Raw genomic sequence first — 17,278 nt, forward strand, 5'->3', positions numbered from 1 at the left:
CTCCCATGGAATATAATCACAAGCTTAATCCTAAACACAAAACATGAAATTAAGGTGAAAAACGGCGAATTTGGGCAAAATCTCCCAATATGTCCGTTTCCCTGCCTTATACCACCTACTTCCAGTTATGCATAAAACGGGACAACATCCCCCGAATCCGGCGGACTCCGCTTTTTTGCAGGCGATATATGTGGGCAGTGCTGACATTTAGCATATCAGCCACATCCTTTATCTCCTGACTGTTTACAAGAACCTGATTTAATACCAGCTGCTCCTTATGGGGAAGCCGGTCTATGGCCTCCATAACCATGTCGGATGCCACCCGGATTTCCGCCAGCTCCGGTATGGGAGTCCCCATATCCGCCAACATATCCAATCTGGACAATCCGGATTCCATTTCCGCTTCCAGACAGGCAATATCTGCATTGCCCTCTTCCTTTAAATAGCGGTACATACGGCCCCTTATGCGATAGACGCCATAAAGGCTGAAGGCCACACCCCTATCAGGATCAAAGCTCTCTACAGCCTCAATAAGCCCAACTGTTCCCTCCTGGATGACATCCATAATGTTATCCATATCCTTAAATGGCATGGCTGTCTTAAACACCAGTGGCTGATAAGCCTCAATGATGTAGCGGCGGGCCTCAGCACTGTGATGATGCTTAAAATCATACCACAGCTCCCGTTCCCTCTCTGGTTCTAGCACCTGCACCTTATTAAGTTCCTGCATGTACTCAGACAGCTTCATAACATACCTTCTTTTAGCGGGTTATTCTTGCGTAGCCCATATCATCATAAATGAATTTTTCCTCCACCACGTCATTTCCTGGAGAAGCCGTGGAAAATCTAAACCGTGCCCCTATACCAAAAATATTGGCATTATCCTCATCACGATAATATATAAGCTCCGTATTATCTGTCAGCTCATATTCAATTCCTGCCCTATAATCGTTGGTGTTAACACTCTTGGTATAGGTCAGCAAAAATCTGTCAGATATATATTTACCCAATTTGATATTATACACTTCCGCATAATTTTTGTCGCCTGTTTTTTTATTAAGATATTCCGAGGTATCCCGTTCTATGGAGAACAGGTCCAGTGCAAGGGCATTACGAAGGGCTGTTTCCACCTCGGAAAGAACCGTCATTTGCAGTCCCACATTGAACATAGCTGCAAATTTGGCTGAATCACTCATATTTGCATTGAAATCACTTCTAAGTGTCAGAAGCTGAATGATATTCTGCTCCGACATAGGCGGTGATGACATCAGCTTAAATCTCATGTGCTCTACCGGCCCCTCAAGACTTACATACACATGGGTACTTGCCACCTTGGTACCTGCCTTCAACGTAATTGAAGGATAAAGGCTGTCATTTCTATTGAAGTTTATAGCCCCCTCATACACCATGAAATTGGTTTTCAGATAGTTGACAGTACCCTTCTTCACAGTAATGGCCCCACTGGTGTGGGGGGCAAGGGTTGTACCCTTAAAATGAGCCTCCCCTACAAGCAACAGATTCCCCAGATTTGCACTGACAAAACGGACTCCCTTGCCCAGCTCCACATCAAAATCCAGCCCCACCTCCGGCATTTCCGTACTATCAGTAGGAATTGGCGGTGTGGAAATAACATCATTTTCCAGGAACAAGCGTCCCGATAATTTAGGAATTGTTCCATCAGGTGTCTCCAGGCTGTCAAGATTAATAGTTGTGGTCAGTGGCCCCCTGAAGAAATCACATTTCACATCCAATTTATCAGCATCAAAACCAAGATGATAGCTTACAGGTGTCAGGCCATCAACTTCTGCATAGCCTGTCAGTTTATATGTGCCCTCACCCATCCTGCCGGTGCAGTTCTCCAGCATAAAAGTGCTACCCAACATGGAAAGACGCAGCCCCACATCGGTTACTGGCTTGGTCACGCCCTTTATCTTATATGCACCGTCAGATACCACGATATTCCCCTCAAAGGATGGATGATTTGCAGTACCGGTTATATTGACTGTACCATCTGTAGGTCCCACTGCCCACTCAATATATTTTGACAAGGTTGGCAATAGGCTGAGATCCGCATCCTCCAGGGATACCTTTAGATTCATCTGCTCATTGCTATCAGAAGCATCAGACCGGAAAGCCCCCAAGGGTGCATAACCGCTCACCACAACTCTGTTGGCATTATTCCCCACCATTTTCTTGGCAATAAAAGGCTCAGTAATATGAACAGTCTTGTCCTGAAGCTTGAATTTTCCAGAAATACTATCCAGGGCAGCCCCCTGAACTCCAAGGTTTTCACCAGTCAAAGTAATTTCCGCCATAGGGTTGACAGTTTCTCCTGCAGCCTCTACATGGCAGTTAACCTTACCAGTAATATCACCAACATATCCGGCAGCTCCGGCCAGCGCCCCCGCATCAATATTTGAAGCATCTGCCGTCAAGGACAGTTCTCCATCCAAATCCACAGTACCCATGACAGTGAATCTACCGTGTTCTCCCTCTGTGCCTGTAAGACTCTTTATGGTAATAACCCTATTATCAAGGGTTGCGCTGCAATAAACATCATTGATTGGATATTTGCCAAAACGGCCATCCGTAACATAGGCGCCAAATACCAGACTCGGATTCTGGACAGTACCCGCAATATTACAGTTGCCGTTAAGCCGTCCGGTAATATTGTTATTCTCCCAGCCAGCAACGACCCCCAAAGACTTGATATCTACATTTTCCAAAGTAATGCTGCCACCAATAGCCTCTGTTGCAGAATTATATCTGGCATTAAGGGTATACTTGCCCTCTCCCTGCTTTACGTACATATTTTTGAAGAAAATACGGTGGTTGCGGTAATCAATGTCTCCCGCCACCTCATCGAATTCCTCACCACGAACAACAATACCCTTGGAAGCCACAGTGCCGTGGAAGATTGGTGCCTCCACATTTCCCGTCAGGGTACCTGTAAAGTCGATATAGCCATCCAAAGGAATAGGTGACCGCTTATCAAAATCATCCAAATTTATATCTTTGGCTTCCACCGTAATATTCATGTCTCCTTTGGAGGTTATGGTACCGTTGCCAATATAGGCCCGAATTCCAGGAGAAAGGATATGTATGTCCTTTAGTGTCAGTAAATTATTTTCATAGGAATAATTACCAGTAATGCTCTGAATGACAATTTCGTCGTTAAACTTACCCAAACGGTAAGTAAAATGACCATTCACCAGTGGATTATCCAAGGTGCCGGTTATTTCTATTTCATTATCCACGCTTCCTGTAAGAGGCAAATCCACATCTACGGCCTTCAACATATTTTCCATGCGGGCATTTTTAGTGGAAATGTTCAGTTTTACCTTCCTTTCTCCCATAAAGCCCACAATACCATCTACTTCCCAGCGGTTGCCATTGTCACCTTCAATAACAAAATCCTTCACCCCCACACCCCGCAGGCCGCCGATGGCCTTGCCGTGAAGTCTTTTAAATGGCTGGCTGAACAATAAACCATCACGGGCCGCAAAAGAGGCACCTATTACCGGATTATCCAAAGTACCCTTCAGCTTGCCCCGGAAGTCCCAAAAACCGGTAATATCATCCGCTTCCGGTTCAATATCCTGCAACAGGGACAAATCAACCTCGGCACCATAGAAGCTTATGTCCAACTCCTCACCCAAAAGAATGTCTCCCTGAAGCCCCACTTCACCACCACGGGCCAACATGACACTGAGATAATCCACATGAAGGCTGCGGTTTTGATAAATCAGAGAACCATCCAGACGGGAGGCGCCAACCCCCATATAGCTGGCTCCGTTAGAGCTGACAGTAGACGTTACCTTTGTATTGGTCAAATCATTGACATTACCCGTCAACAGAGCATCAGCAGATACAACCCCTCCGGCCTCTGCCAAAGCCGGAATATGGGCTGCTGCCTGACTGAGGTTGATTCCCTCCGCCTTAACCTTGGCCGCAAAATCAAAGCTTTTGGCATCAAAATCGCCCTCGGCAGCTATATGCCCACCGAAGATGTCACCATTGAGCCCGGTAACCGTAACAGCCTGCTCAGCATACCTTACCCTGGCAGTGCAATTGGTAAAATCATAGCCGCTGACACTGCCCCGGTCAATTTTCACATCAGCATCCACCACTGGATTGGTGGCATCCCCCATAACTCTGGCATTGAAGGCCACCGGACCACTATAAGGAATATCATCTGTAAGAACTCCCGGTTCAAAACCGTCGGAGGTCACCGTCAAATCAAGAATTGGCCGTCCCTCTACCAGCTTCACCTTTCCCTTGGCTGCAGCTCTCTGTCCACTGGTTTCAGCACTCATAAACACCTGAACGTCCTTCTCCGTAAAGGAGAAGAGTCCCTTTATATTTTCTACCTTTTTATCGAGGATAATAGCCTCACCGTTCTGCAGCTCCAGCTCGCCGCTGTAATAAAGCTCCGATCCTGTCCTTTCTCCAGCTGCCACAACCCTGGTTACCCTGCCCCGAATACTGCCGGCCTGCAATATATCCTCAGGAATAGTACCTCCCGGAACATAAGGAATATAATTGGCCAGCTCCAGGTCGTAAATTTCCACATTAAAGGTATCCTTAAGACCACCATAGCTGGCAGCCACCTTTACCTCGGCTCCCTGGTGTTTGGCGGTTCCCTCTATACGCACTGCCGGATAATTGTCAAAATCCAGCTCGGCCTGCAGATCCTCCACCAGAATATCCTGACCATTATAGACTGTTCTCAGCGTACCACCAACAATGTGTACCATGCCGGTAAACTTGTTATCGGAAGGCTCTTCAGAAACAAGATCTGAAAAATTCCAGGAGCCGTCGCTGCGCTGATGGATATCTGCCTCTACATCTGTAAGATACACATCCCTGATTCCCTCAGAAACAGAATTTTTAAACATACTAAAGTAGCTGAAGCCCACCCTAGCATCAGCGACCCTGGCAATAATCTTATCCTGCTTATCGTAAACAGCAATGTCCTTTATATCCACAGAGTTAAAGGATTCCACCTTCACCAGGCCGATTTCGACTTTGGTATCCAGCACCTCACCGGCAATGGAAGCTGCGTTTTCCGCTGCTTTCGCCATAAAGACAGAAGATGAAATATAACCGTAAATGCAGGCCATTACTATAAAGACCACGGCCAGAAGGCCAAGGCCCTTCCCCATTACCTTACGGTCCATCCAACATCCCCCTAAAAAGAAAACTGCCACGCAATAACGCGGCAGTTATTATCACTAATGCATATTGCAATTAAAGTATAACATAATAAACTGTAAACTATTTGAAAATTATATTAATTTTTTGCCAATTTATCCTGAAATTTGCTTACATCCAAGTCCACCATGATACCCATGGCACGGTCCAGGGCAGCCTTGCTGGAATTGTACTGATAGAGGGTGTTGTAATATTTGCTTTGGGCAGCCACCAGCTTCTCCTCTGCATCCATTACATCCAAATTGGTACCCACGCCGGCAGAATAGCGGACCTGGGCAATCTTGTAATCATCCCGCGCCTTTTCCACAGCCACCTTGGCGGTGTCGATACTCTTTTCTGCGGAAGTAAGGTTGAGATAAGCAGTCCGTACCTCAAGATCACCGGTATCACGGGCCTCCAGAGCAGCCTCCTTGGCCTTTTCGATGGCAGCCTTTGCCTGCTTGACCTTTGCCTGGGTTACATTGTTGTCAAAAATATCCCAGCTGATACCAATGCCGGCATACCAAGTATTTTGGGAAGAAAAAGCCTCTGCCGGACCGTCATCCTCGCTAAATGGTGTCTCACCGGTAATTGTCTTGGAAACAGTGGCATTAACCTTTGGCAAATTACCGGAGGCAGCCACATCCCGCTGAGCTTCGGCAATCTTCACCTTGTACTCAGCAGCCAAAATATCAGGCCGGTTCTGCTGAGCGTACTCAGAACACTGTTCCAAAGAAATTTCATAAGGCACATATCCCAGCTCATCCTTAAGATTCAGTTCCGTACCGCTGGAAAGTCCCACCACATTGTTTAGTGTGGCAATAGCCACATCATAATTGTTCTGGGCAGAAAGAAGTGACAGTTGGGCATTGGAAAGCTGAACCTGAGAAGCCAGCACGTCCGACTTGGCCACAGTTCCGGCATCAAACTGGGCATTTACATTTTTGAGATGCTCTGTCAAATTCTTTACAGCATCTTGATTTACCTTTATCTGATTGCGGCAGTTAAGGGCATTATAATAAGCCGACTGGGTTTTGGCCTTAATATTCTGTTTTGTGGCCTCTACACTCAGCTCACTGGCATCCAGGGACAAATCTGCCGCTTTGATGGAGCCCTCCAACTGACCGCCGGAATAAATCGGCATACTGACAGCCACTGTATTGGAATACAAGGCGTTCACATGAATCTTGTCATAGCCCCTGCCCCCAACACGCTGGGCTGCACTGGTCCAGTTAAGCTTGGGACCATGCTGCCGACGGGCTGCATGACGGGCCCACAGGGCAGCATCATAGTCATCAATGGAGCTTTTGACAGTATGATTGTTTTCCATTGCCATTTTAATACAATCATCAATATTTACATCCATGGTTTCAGCAAAAGCAATACCGGCCACAGACATGGTCATAATACCGCCGACCACCATGGCAGTTAATTTATTAAATCTATTATTTTTCATTAATACATACCTCCACTAGGGTAATATTACTACCAATTGTTGAAAAAAACATGAGAATCAGATTAAAAATCCTTACTTAAAAGCTTCTCCGTATGCCAAAATAGGTTGCCCTGGTACGGCTACGGTTAATGTCATTTACCTGGGTGAAAAGATATGTATCCGGTGCCACCTCAAACTGCAGCCGGGAGCGAAGCTTAAAATCATTTGGGTCGTAAGCATCCACAGACAGCTGTACCTTGTTTCCCCCGAAAAGGTCTATGCCAAGGCCCGCCTTGCTGTCAATAATTCCACCATGGGCTCCAAACATGCCGGAGCGGGTACCCCCCTGGAGATTAAAGTAATTCTCCCGGCCAATATCGGAGACACCAATCTTGCCGTAGCTGTTGCCACTATAAAGCCCCAAATCAAGATTGCTGGACCAGTCATGCTTATTGCCACTGTACATGGTCTCCAGACCACCACCAACCTTGATGCTGGAAATCTTGGACATCATATTGTCCGCCCTTTCCGTGAGATTTCTGGTATTGTGAATAGTTGTCTTCAAATCGTCTGCCACCTGAGGATCAGTTACCACACCCTCCAGGGATTTGGCCATATTATTGAGCCGCACACTGGCCTCAGACAGATTATTCACTGCCACCTTCAGATTTTCCGCAGTGGCGCCGTCACCACTGAAGGTATTTACCATGGCCTCCACACTGTTGGCACTTCTGGTGAGGCTGGCTGTCATAAGATTGAGGTTACGGGCCATATTGCGGATATCATCCTGGGAGCTTACCGCCACATTGGCCAAGGTTGCCGTCATAACATTCATGTTTTCCGTAACCTGGCGCATATTCATGGAAATATCCTTTAAAGCTGTCTTGGTCTCATTATCGCCAATAATATCATTCAAATTGGCCAGAAGCTCATGAACCTGGTCCAGAGCCGCACTGACACCCTCCATTACGTTATCAATGCCTGTTTCACCCTGCCCCTCCACATAATCATCGGGCTGGTAGCAGTCTGACAGGTCACTGTCCTGGGCTGGCTGAATATTGACAAACTTTGCCCCCATTACACCGTTTGAAGTAATGGTAAAGGCAGATTTTCTAGGTATCTTAACCTCATCCTTGATCTTTACCTTCACCAGAACCCCGGGGCCATTGGGGCTGATTGCTTCCACGCTGCCCACAGTAACGCCGGCATAAGCCACCGCATTTCCCGGAGTCAGACCTATGGCCTGCCCAAAATTCACATAAAGATTATAGCTTTTGTCCCCACCAAAACTGAAGTTTGTGAGAAATACAAATACTGCCATTACCAGGGCCAAGCCCCCTACCGTAAAGGCACCAACCTTAACCTCTGTATTCACCCCTATGCCTCCTTGCCAATATACAGGCCCCTTAGGAAGGCCCTTACCCGCGGATCCTCTATCCTGCGGAATTTATCTACTGCATCAACTGCTATGAGCCTTCCCTCATATATCATGGCTATTCTGTCTGCAATGTGAATTGCACTGTCCATGTCGTGAGTTACCACCACCGAGGTTACCCCCAGCTTTTTCTGTGTGGAAATAATCAGCTCATCTATTTTGTCCGTCATAATCGGATCAAGACCAGAGCTGGGCTCGTCATAAAATATAATCTCCGGCCCAAAGGCAATGGCCCTGGCCAGGCTTACACGCTTTTTCATACCGCCGGAAAGCTCCCCGGGCATCATGTCCTCGGTCCCCGGCAGCCCCACTACCTCCAGCTTTTCCCGGACGATTTCTGCTATTTTTTCATCGCTGTAGTCCGTGTGCTCCCTAAGACCAAAAGCTACATTGTCTCCTACGGTCATGGAGTCAAACAGGGCGGAATACTGGAAAACCATACCCATGTGCAGGCGGATTTTATCCAGCTCCTTTTCCGACATATGGGCAATATCCTTGTCCCCCAGCCATATTTTTCCCGCAGTGGGACGGCTAAGCCCTATCATCAGCCTCAGCAGGGTGCTCTTTCCGGAGCCCGAGCCACCAATGATGGCCAGGGTCTCCCCGTCCTTTATTTCCAGATTTATGTTGTCCAATACCTTTTTATCCCCAAAGGACATGGATACATTCTCAATTTTAATCATAAACCGTCTCCAACACCATCAATACAGTACCATAGACAGCAATACATTCAACATAAAAATAACTATAATGGCACTTACTACGGAACGGGTGGTAGCCTTGCCAACGCCCTCGGCCCCCTCCGGAGCCTTCATGCCGTAATAGCAGCCCAATACCGCTATAACCACTCCGAATACCACTGCCTTCACCAGGCCCCCGGTCATGTCGTTCAACACCGCATATTCCGGAATGGAGTTCACATATACATGGGAGGAAATGCCAGCATACATCTTGGCTACACACCAGCCTCCAAAAACGCCGATTACATCGCCGTAAACCGTCAGCAGGGGAACCATAATCATGCAGGCCAGCATCCGAGGTACCACAAGATAGCCCAAAGGATTTGTGCCCATAACCCGCAGGGCATCAATCTGCTCCGTCACCTTCATGGTACTGATTTCCGCCGTCATGGCAGAGCCTACGCGGCCGGCGGCCACAACTCCCACCAGTACAGGCCCCAGCTCACGGCCAATGGCAATGGCAATAATACCGCCAACGGTGGATTCTGCCCCCATCTTGACGAACTCATTGGCCACCTGAAGGGTCATAACCATTCCCGTAAACATCATGGTCAGGGATACAATAGGCAGGGTATCCACTCCCAGATGGGACATCTGGCGGATTACATGCCCGGGCCGAATCTTCACCGGCATCTGCTTTACCGCGCCGATAAACAGCAGCATTACATCGCCGATAAAATATAACAGCTCCAAAACTGAAGCACCGATTATCTCCAGAAACCTAACAAACATAATTTATTATTAAGCCTCCATAAAACATAAAAATAAATATGGCAGGTACAGTTTCCTTTCACTTGTTCAAGTCAACTTTCCCTGCCATAATATTATCAGTTTTTCTCCTTTTTTTCCACGATTTTTAAAGTTGTATGTATTACATTCTCTATAACGTAGTCTGTAGGGGTGCTCTGTACTGCCTCTACCGGCTTTCCATTGTCTGCCGCGGCCTTTTTGCCCTTTTCTGCCAGCTTCTTGGAGAGCTTGATGGCCTCCTTGACAGCAGCCTTCTGCTGTTCATCAGTCAAGATAGGTGCCGCTGCCGGCTCCACCACAATATCATTGTTTTTGGCAGTCTTCAGCATTTCCTTGATTTTGGTCTCGGTCTTAACATTCTGGTCCTCCTCCAGGGATTCATCACCAGCCTGCTGAGCCAACAAAAGCTTGGCCACATTTATAAGGCCGCCACCATGAAGGTCAAGATTCAGTGTCCCCGGAAGCTGGGTCTTTGGAATAGTATAAGGAACATCCACTGTTATCTTTTCCTGACGATAAGGCTTCAGGGTAGTCTTAAAGGTTACAGTATCACCGGCACATGCCTCTGTCTTATCAGGGGTAGCTGACAAAATAGAAGCCGTCATGCGCTGTTCACCAATGAATACATTCACCTTGACATCATAGATGTTAGCCTCCCGCTCTTTGTTGTTGCATATGGTGTTCATTATCTCATTAAGCTCGGCCACCGCCTGCTTGCCCACGTCATTGGCGTTGTAGAACATGTTGGTACGCTCAATTTTCCCATTTTCTCCCATATCGGTACGAATGGTAAAATTCACCTTGGCCGTACCATTCATGCCCCGGTCTATCGTCCTGTACATGGAATCATAAACCATGGCCGTTGTCAAAAGAGGTACCACTTCCTCATCATAAGCCACCAGAGAGTGATAGGTCTGGGAATTGGAAAGATCAATGTCATTAACGGAAAGAATCACTGGTATATTCTGGGGATATTCCCCCAGGATGCCGGCCACACCATCAATGCGGTCCTGATTAACCCGGCCAATTATGGAGGTCATATGACCGATTTTCATACCATCCAACGGGCCATGGGCCGTTGAAAAAACATCCGCACCAGTCATAAAGTAATTTACATTGCCCCGGTTGGTATGGCCATGTCCAAAGGCCAGTACCCTTCTGCCATCCACGGCTGTTACTGTACCCATGGCACCCATGTAGTAGTCTCCCACCACTTCTGCCACACCTACAGCTCCTCCAGGCTCCAGTGATGCGTTGTAATCAATGGTAGCCGGACCTGCATTGGAATTCCAGTTGGCCACATCCCGCAGCTTTATGCCGGGAATCTTGTCCGAAAGGAAGTCCACACCCTTATCCGTAAAGCCGGAAACCATTTTCCAGGCCTTTTCCTTGTCCTGAATATCGTTTTTCTCAGGAGCCTCCACCTTCTCCTCAGGCTCTGACTCCTTCTTTTTATTTTCCAGCTCCTCCTTGGTCACATAATCCTTATCGGCTATGCTGTCCTCAGATGCTTTTTCACCGCTGACATTTTCCTTTGTTGCTGCGTCCTTGCTGTCAGCCTCTTCCTTGGTTGTTTTATCGTTCTCATCCTTGGTTGCTTTTTCTTCCTTGGCCTTGGCTTCTTCCTCTGCTTTCTTGGCTGCCTCCTCACGGATTTTCTTCAAATCCACCTGTGGCAGCTCCGACTTATTCTTTGTATCCGGCAGCTCCCATAATTTAAGCATATATTCAATTGGAGTTACCATAACCCGCTTATCAAGATACACATTGCTGAAGGAAGCAGAGGCGGCTCCGATAAGCTTGCCATCCACATAAATGGGAGAACCGCTCATACCGGAAACAATACCACCTGTGGTTTTGATCATATCTCCGGACAAATCCACCAGAATCCGCGGTGAGGCCAGCTTGCTGCTGCTGCCATTTACACCAACTACTGACACATCAAAGGAACGGATTTCCCCGCTCTGATCGATGATGGTATACCCCTTGCCAGTCATGCCCGGTGTCACCTCAGTGAGAGGCATAATCTCCGGCATGGCAAAGCAGACGGAGCTTACAGACACGCTAAGGGCAATGCAAGTAGCTAATGTATTTCTTTTCAATCTATGTAAAAATCTGTTTATTTTAATCACCTCACAGAAACAATTATAACTTATCTATCTGAAAAACGACAGTAACAATTTAAAACGGCAGTAACAGTTTTCTTTCACTCAGCTGTGGCACTAAAAATATTATTTTCTGACGCACCACAGCTTAATGTTCAAGTTAACTGCCCCTGCCATTATATTAGTTCTTTCGCATTACAAGCATAGCATTACCTATACGACGTTCTACTCCTTCAGAAGGAGAATTCACAATGCGATTGTTCAGTATCATTTCTGAAGAGCCGCCACCATCCAGGTTAAATCCCTTCACAGCACCATATTTGACCAGTAACTGGCCCATTTCTGTAAGGGATGCACCGATACTATGGCTCTGGCGTCCATCCACCACCATCAGCAGCAGATGGCCGTTATCCTTCAGCCCCACTGCTGTTCTTGGGGCACGGCCTGCAGCCACATCATTGCCAAACTGCTCCGCAGAGGAAGCCACACTGACACGGCCATTGGCCACCAGCTGAGGGCCTGCACCATAAAAGTCAGGAGCATCTCCCACCTCAGGGCCGAAGCCTTCCTCCACGGTCAATTTGTCACCAATTTTAATACCGGCAAAATATGCCTGGGACTGGCCATGAACAGATACCACCACTCCATTGGCTGGAATGACGCTGTTACCCTTGTTAATTGCCTGCACCCTGCCGTTAACAATTACATACTCCGTACCAAACTCATTGGTACCGGTGGAATATCCATAAAGGGAGTTATACATAATAATAGCATCAGTACCCCGTGGGCAGTTTACACCCCAGAAGGAAATACTGCGGCCATTGACATTCACGCCACCGGAGTAGCTTCCCCGACCAATATCATAGGAACCGTCCTTGCGCTTAATCAGCCCGGTGCGGTTCTGGGTTCCGATTCCTGCGGTCTTGCCGTTAATGCGGATATCACCAATGAGGAAATCACCGCTCCAATCGAAGTAACCGCCATTTACCCCGGCCACAGCCCCATTGCTGCTGGCAATAGTAGACAGCTTTCGAAGTCCTGAGGACACCTTTCCGGCTCCCAAGGCCATGGTCACATCAAACTTGGATGGGTCAATATCAAGCATATATGCCGTCAGCATGCCCCTGCCGTCCACCCGGACATACTTGCCCGACATGAGACCATCCTCCACCTTATCTAAAGACTCTTCTTCATATTCCTTGTTGATGTCAATAACGATGCGGTTAGGATATTGCAGAGTATACACTTTATTGGGCATAGCAGCCTGCATATCCACTATAACCTGCAGAGTATCCCCATATTTTCCCAAAATAAGGTTCTTAACGGCACCTCTTCCAGCCGGAGCTGCTGCCAAAGGGGTAGAAATACCATCGATAGTAATAACGAGACGTGTGTTGTTGTTCTCATACGCTGTTTTATATTTCTTGGCATTGGTCAAGTCAAGCACAACACGGGTGTATTTGGCATTATCCCCCACCCGGATATTGTTCAGCAGGGATTGTCTGCCGTTCTGGACCGCCTGTCCCGGCTTAACCGACTGAGTAGTCTGTACTCCCGGTCTGTTGTTGTTTTTCTTGGCTGCTCCATAGGCAGAACTGTCTGCAAAGCCTGCCAAATTTAAAGTAAAAGCTGCCGCCAAAAAGGCAGCTGCAATTTTTTTCCTGTTAAAATTCATAAATAATAAACTCCTATAATGGTATAGCAAGAGGGCTATTGCGTTACCTGCAATAGCCCCCATTAATTCATCTCCCACTGAATCAAGTCCTGACGACCTTGTCCTTCGGACTCATATTCTCTATCCGCTGAGTCCAATCTGCCCTGGCCTTGTCTTCAAGGGTCAGCTGCTTATAAAGCACATCAGCCAATCCCACGCCTCCGGCCTTGGACATCTGATTGACCATTTCAGTATCCCGCATATCCATCAAAATCTTGTCTGCGTTGGATTCTCCAAAGAGGCTGTCCTCAGGTACGGTATTACGCATTTCCCTGTACATTATGTTAAGGAACATGGCTTCAAAGCCCTGACAGGCCTCCCGCAGCTTCTTGTCATAAGCCAGTTGCTCAGGCGTTTTCTCCCCTGTCGGGTCCGTTGCCTTAACCCGTGGTCTTGCCACATATTCACTGGCACGCTTCAACTCATCGGCGAAGCCCTGAGCCTCCTCCACAGCCCTGGCCCCCTTGTCAGTGGCCTGCTGGGCCATTATCCAGTTGCTGCTTACGTTATCTATATTCATAACATCACCTGCTTAGATAATCTCCAAATCTGCATGAAGGGCTCCAGAGGCCTTAATGGCCTGCAATATGGAAATAATATCCCTTGGAGTTGCCCCTACGGCATTGAGAGCCCCCACAATATCATTAATATTGGCAGTGGCTGGAAGAACGATGGAATTTGCCGTCTGCTCATCCACCTCTGCGGTTTCATCTTCAGTAACCACAGTACGTCCCATGCTGAACGGCTCCGGCTGATCAACCTCAGTATCCTTCTTTATTCTTACGCTGAGGCCCCCCTGAGTAATGGCAATGCTGTCAACGGAAACATTACCACCCATAACAATAGTACCGGTACGTTCATTCAATACCACCTTGGCCACGTTATCAGGAGTAACATAAAGGTCCTCCAGACTGGCCACAAAATCCACCACACCGTTGCGATAATATGCCGGGATGGTTACATCTACACGTCCAGGGTTGGCTGCCTTGGCAATACCGCCGTAATTACGGTTAATGGCAGCCGCTATACGGCTGGCAGTGGTAAAGTCAGGATGGGTAAGGGAAAGGGACAGCTTCCCCCCCAGCTCGGTCAAGTCATCCTCCACAGTGCGCTCCACTATGGCACCATTTGGAGTAGTGCCTACAGTTGGAAAATTCTTCTGGGCGGAACCGCCGCCACGGCCTGCCACGAAACCGCCTGTAGACACCGCACCCTGGGCCACAGCATATACATTGCCATTGGCGGCCTTCAACGGTGTCTGTACCAGAGTACCTCCCTGAATACTGGTGGCATCACCAATGGAGGAAACAGTAATATCAATATTATCTCCTTCTCTTACGAAAGGAGGCAGAGTAGCAGTTACAATAACCGCTGCCACGTTCTTCGGCTTTAGGCCGGCAACCTCGATGCCCATTCCAAAGGAAGACATCATATTGCCGATGGACTGAATGGTAGGGGTCATCTTGTTGGAATCACCGGTACCATTTAAACCAACCACCAGACCGTAGCCCACCAGCTGGTTTGAGCGAACCCCCTGAACCTTGGCAATATCCTTTATTCTGGTAGTTGCGCTGTCCGCAAACACCACACTGGTGGCCATCACACACAGGCACATCACCAGTGATAATATCTTCACAATGCGTTTCATTCTGAATCCTCCGTAGTGCTCCGTATAATTAGAACAGGAAGTTGAAAATCTGAGTGAGAATACCCTGTCTCTGCTTAGCATTCAATGGGCCCTTGCCATCAAACCTCAGGGTTGCCTCCGCCACCTTATTGGAAGGAATGGTATTACGATAGGTAATATCTTCAGGACGGATAATTCCCTGAAGGGTAATCTTGTGTTCATTTTTGTTATTCCAGATAGACTGGCTGCCCTCAATTATCAAATTGCCATTTGGTGCCACATCCACAACCGTCACTGTTATAGTGCCTTTGGCCGTATTGGTATTGGTGGCACTGCCCTTGGCATCAAAGCTGTCCTTCTGGCTGGCACTTGCCGCAGTCAAAAAGTCAAAAATACCAATACCGGCACCAAGGTCCTGGCTGCCGGATTTGGAATTACTGGAATTCTTGGAAGTTGAGGCACTGGCGGTCTCACTTATAATAATGGTTACAATATCTCCCACCTGGGAAGCCCTGTGATCCATAAAAATATTACGGCTGTCCTCACTCCACAGGCTTACAGCCCCGGCGGTGGACGGAATCATTATTCCCATCTGAAAAAACATCATTGTCCCCATAATAACGGACAAAATATATTTCATAAAGGTCACCTGCCCCCAACTTTAACAATCAAATCATACAATATCAACGCGAAATCTCCACGTTGTTCTTATCAATAACCTTGCCTCTGACCACCTTGCCGGAGGTCATGTTCTTCACGTTAATATAGTCCCCCTCACGGCCATTTTCCATGGCCCTGCCCTGGGTAGTCACTCTAATGCCATTAATCACCGCAGAAAGATCTATCAAATCACCGGAATGGATAATCACAGGATTCTGGATATTCCTTGAAGTGATAATCTCTCCCTGAGAGATTCCGCGGCTGGCCACCTTGCCGATGACCTGGCTCATGTCCGTGAAATATTTCCAGTTTTCGCCCTTGTACTCACGCTCATCTATCCGCAGGTCCTGTGCTGTAATCACATTGCCCTGTATCAGCTGCTTGCTGGCCGTCACCATCTGGTCAAAGACACGTACCCGCATCATACACCGCATAGTAACATATTTACTGCCATCCAAAAGCACATCCACATTTACCTGGGTTCCCTTGCTGAGTCTAACTCCATTGGGAAGAGTCGCTCTATAGGTTACACGTCCTTCCGGCAACCTTAGCCCCGCCGGGGCATTTATTGCCTCGATGGTATAACGCCGAAGTTCCCCACCTTTTTGGAGATAATCCTCAATGCCAATAACAGCCTGCTGAATCAAGTGCTCCCGCAAAATCACCTGGGGTAACTGAGCTGTGGGGGCAACCACCACCTTGGCTCCTTCGGAAGCCGATAAAGGCAGCAGTAAAAAAACTGCCAGTAATAAGCCAAGGACTTTATTCATCAGCGCTTCAACCCGTTGGCAATCTCCAGCATGGAGTCGGAAGTAGTAATAGCCTTGGAGTTGGACTCATAGGCACGCTGAGCTACAATCATATTAACCATTTCATCAACAATCTGAACAGCAGACATTTCCAATGCACTCTGAATAAGAGTACCAGTGCCGTCTGTGCCAGGATTATTTTCAAGAGGCTGGCCGGATGCAGCGGACTCAATAAACAAATTCTTGCCGATAGAAGTCAGACCGGAAGGATTCAGGAATCTGGCCAAGGTAATCTGACCGATAACAGTAGGAGTACCACCAGCCGGAGTATCAGAAACCGCACCAGTGGACGAAATGGTAATACTGTCCGCAGGAGCATTGGCATCAAACTGAATATTTTGGGTCAGCGGATAGCCGTCCGTGGTAACCAGATTGCGGTCAGCATCCACCTTGAAGGAACCATCTCTGGTATAGGCAGTAGTTCCGTCCGGCAGGAGAATCTGGAAAAAGCCCTCACCCTCAATGGCTATATCTGTAACATTATCAGTAACCTGAATATTACCCTGGGTAAAAACTCTGGTAGTTGCAGAGAACTTGGAACCAAGACCAATCTGTACAGGGGTTGGGAACATAGTACCGTCACCGCTCTCCGCACCGCCGGCCCGCAATGTCTGATATATCAGATCCTGAAATTCTGCACGCTGAGGCTTGGCACCATAGGTATTAACATTGGCAATATTGTGTGAAAGCACATCCATCTGTTTCTGCTCGCCCTTCATGCCGGAAGCAGCAGACCATAATGATCTCATCATAAGGCAAAAACCTCCATTTTATATAACACGACCAAAACAAAACACGATTTCATCTTAT

General features: G+C 47.7%; 13 protein-coding genes. All 13 read right to left on the reverse strand.

The genetic code is table 11. The features are described from left to right. Window positions 1–115: 115 nt before the first annotated feature. On the reverse strand, window positions 116–748 hold the full coding sequence (locus D081_RS02075; protein ID WP_085022477.1) for a sigma-70 family RNA polymerase sigma factor: 633 nt from the start codon (window positions 746–748) through the stop codon (window positions 116–118). Between the two features lie 13 nt (window positions 749–761). Continuing rightward, entirely contained in the window at window positions 762–5,180 is a 4,419-nt protein-coding gene (locus tag D081_RS02080) for a translocation/assembly module TamB domain-containing protein (protein WP_085022478.1), read from the reverse strand. Window positions 5,181–5,293: 113 nt separating this feature from the next. Continuing rightward, the gene (locus tag D081_RS02085; RefSeq protein WP_085022479.1) at window positions 5,294–6,649 is read right to left on the reverse strand and encodes a TolC family protein; all 1,356 of its coding nucleotides are present in this window, start codon (window positions 6,647–6,649) and stop codon (window positions 5,294–5,296) included. 76 nt (window positions 6,650–6,725) lie between these two features. Then, on the reverse strand, window positions 6,726–8,003 hold the full coding sequence (locus tag D081_RS02090) for an MlaD family protein (RefSeq protein ID WP_085022480.1): 1,278 nt from the start codon (window positions 8,001–8,003) through the stop codon (window positions 6,726–6,728). Between the two features lie 2 nt (window positions 8,004–8,005). Next, a complete protein-coding gene (locus D081_RS02095) occupies window positions 8,006–8,746 on the reverse strand; it encodes an ABC transporter ATP-binding protein (protein WP_085022481.1) in 741 nt (246 codons plus the stop codon). Window positions 8,747–8,764: 18 nt separating this feature from the next. Continuing rightward, window positions 8,765–9,535, reverse strand: a complete 771-nt coding sequence (locus D081_RS02100) for an ABC transporter permease (protein ID WP_085022482.1) — start codon at window positions 9,533–9,535, stop codon at window positions 8,765–8,767. A gap of 95 nt (window positions 9,536–9,630) precedes the next feature. After that, on the reverse strand, window positions 9,631–11,655 hold the full coding sequence (locus D081_RS02105) for a SpoIVB peptidase S55 domain-containing protein (protein WP_085022483.1): 2,025 nt from the start codon (window positions 11,653–11,655) through the stop codon (window positions 9,631–9,633). A gap of 184 nt (window positions 11,656–11,839) precedes the next feature. Beyond that, window positions 11,840–13,333: a phosphodiester glycosidase family protein gene (locus D081_RS02110; protein WP_158087526.1), complete on the reverse strand. Its 1,494-nt coding sequence runs from the start codon at window positions 13,331–13,333 to the stop codon at window positions 11,840–11,842. An 82-nt stretch (window positions 13,334–13,415) separates the two neighbouring features. Continuing rightward, window positions 13,416–13,892 (reverse strand): rod-binding protein, encoded by a 477-nt coding sequence (locus D081_RS02115; RefSeq protein ID WP_085022485.1) that lies wholly within the window; start codon window positions 13,890–13,892, stop codon window positions 13,416–13,418. 12 nt (window positions 13,893–13,904) lie between these two features. Then, window positions 13,905–15,020 carry a flagellar basal body P-ring protein FlgI gene (locus D081_RS02120; protein ID WP_085022486.1) on the reverse strand — a complete coding sequence of 372 codons (1,116 nt, stop codon included), beginning with the start codon at window positions 15,018–15,020 and terminating at the stop codon, window positions 13,905–13,907. Window positions 15,021–15,048: 28 nt separating this feature from the next. Continuing rightward, window positions 15,049–15,615 carry a flagellar basal body L-ring protein FlgH gene (locus tag D081_RS02125; RefSeq protein ID WP_369823983.1) on the reverse strand — a complete coding sequence of 189 codons (567 nt, stop codon included), beginning with the start codon at window positions 15,613–15,615 and terminating at the stop codon, window positions 15,049–15,051. Window positions 15,616–15,682: 67 nt separating this feature from the next. Continuing rightward, the gene (flgA, locus tag D081_RS02130; protein ID WP_085022488.1) at window positions 15,683–16,429 is read right to left on the reverse strand and encodes a flagellar basal body P-ring formation chaperone FlgA; all 747 of its coding nucleotides are present in this window, start codon (window positions 16,427–16,429) and stop codon (window positions 15,683–15,685) included. Then, window positions 16,429–17,220: a flagellar basal-body rod protein FlgG gene (flgG, locus tag D081_RS02135; RefSeq protein WP_085022489.1), complete on the reverse strand. Its 792-nt coding sequence runs from the start codon at window positions 17,218–17,220 to the stop codon at window positions 16,429–16,431. Before flgG ends, flgA begins: the two co-directional genes overlap by 1 nt. Between the last annotated feature and the right edge of the window lie 58 nt (window positions 17,221–17,278).

Source organism: Anaerovibrio sp. JC8 (assembly GCF_002100115.1).
Lineage (GTDB): Bacteria > Bacillota > Negativicutes > Selenomonadales > Selenomonadaceae > Anaerovibrio.

Coding starts and splice junctions, on each gene's coding strand:
- D081_RS02085 (WP_085022479.1), bottom strand. CDS start 6,649: ATGAAAAATAATAGATTTAATAAATTAACTGCCATGGTGGTCGGCGGT.
- D081_RS02120 (WP_085022486.1), bottom strand. CDS start 15,020: ATGAAACGCATTGTGAAGATATTATCACTGGTGATGTGCCTGTGTGTG.
- D081_RS02095 (WP_085022481.1), bottom strand. CDS start 8,746: ATGATTAAAATTGAGAATGTATCCATGTCCTTTGGGGATAAAAAGGTA.
- D081_RS02080 (WP_085022478.1), bottom strand. CDS start 5,180: ATGGACCGTAAGGTAATGGGGAAGGGCCTTGGCCTTCTGGCCGTGGTC.
- D081_RS02075 (WP_085022477.1), bottom strand. CDS start 748: ATGAAGCTGTCTGAGTACATGCAGGAACTTAATAAGGTGCAGGTGCTA.
- flgA (WP_085022488.1), bottom strand. CDS start 16,429: ATGAATAAAGTCCTTGGCTTATTACTGGCAGTTTTTTTACTGCTGCCT.
- D081_RS02110 (WP_158087526.1), bottom strand. CDS start 13,333: ATGAATTTTAACAGGAAAAAAATTGCAGCTGCCTTTTTGGCGGCAGCT.
- D081_RS02115 (WP_085022485.1), bottom strand. CDS start 13,892: ATGAATATAGATAACGTAAGCAGCAACTGGATAATGGCCCAGCAGGCC.
- D081_RS02125 (WP_369823983.1), bottom strand. CDS start 15,615: ATGGGGACAATGATGTTTTTTCAGATGGGAATAATGATTCCGTCCACC.
- D081_RS02100 (WP_085022482.1), bottom strand. CDS start 9,535: ATGTTTGTTAGGTTTCTGGAGATAATCGGTGCTTCAGTTTTGGAGCTG.
- flgG (WP_085022489.1), bottom strand. CDS start 17,220: ATGATGAGATCATTATGGTCTGCTGCTTCCGGCATGAAGGGCGAGCAG.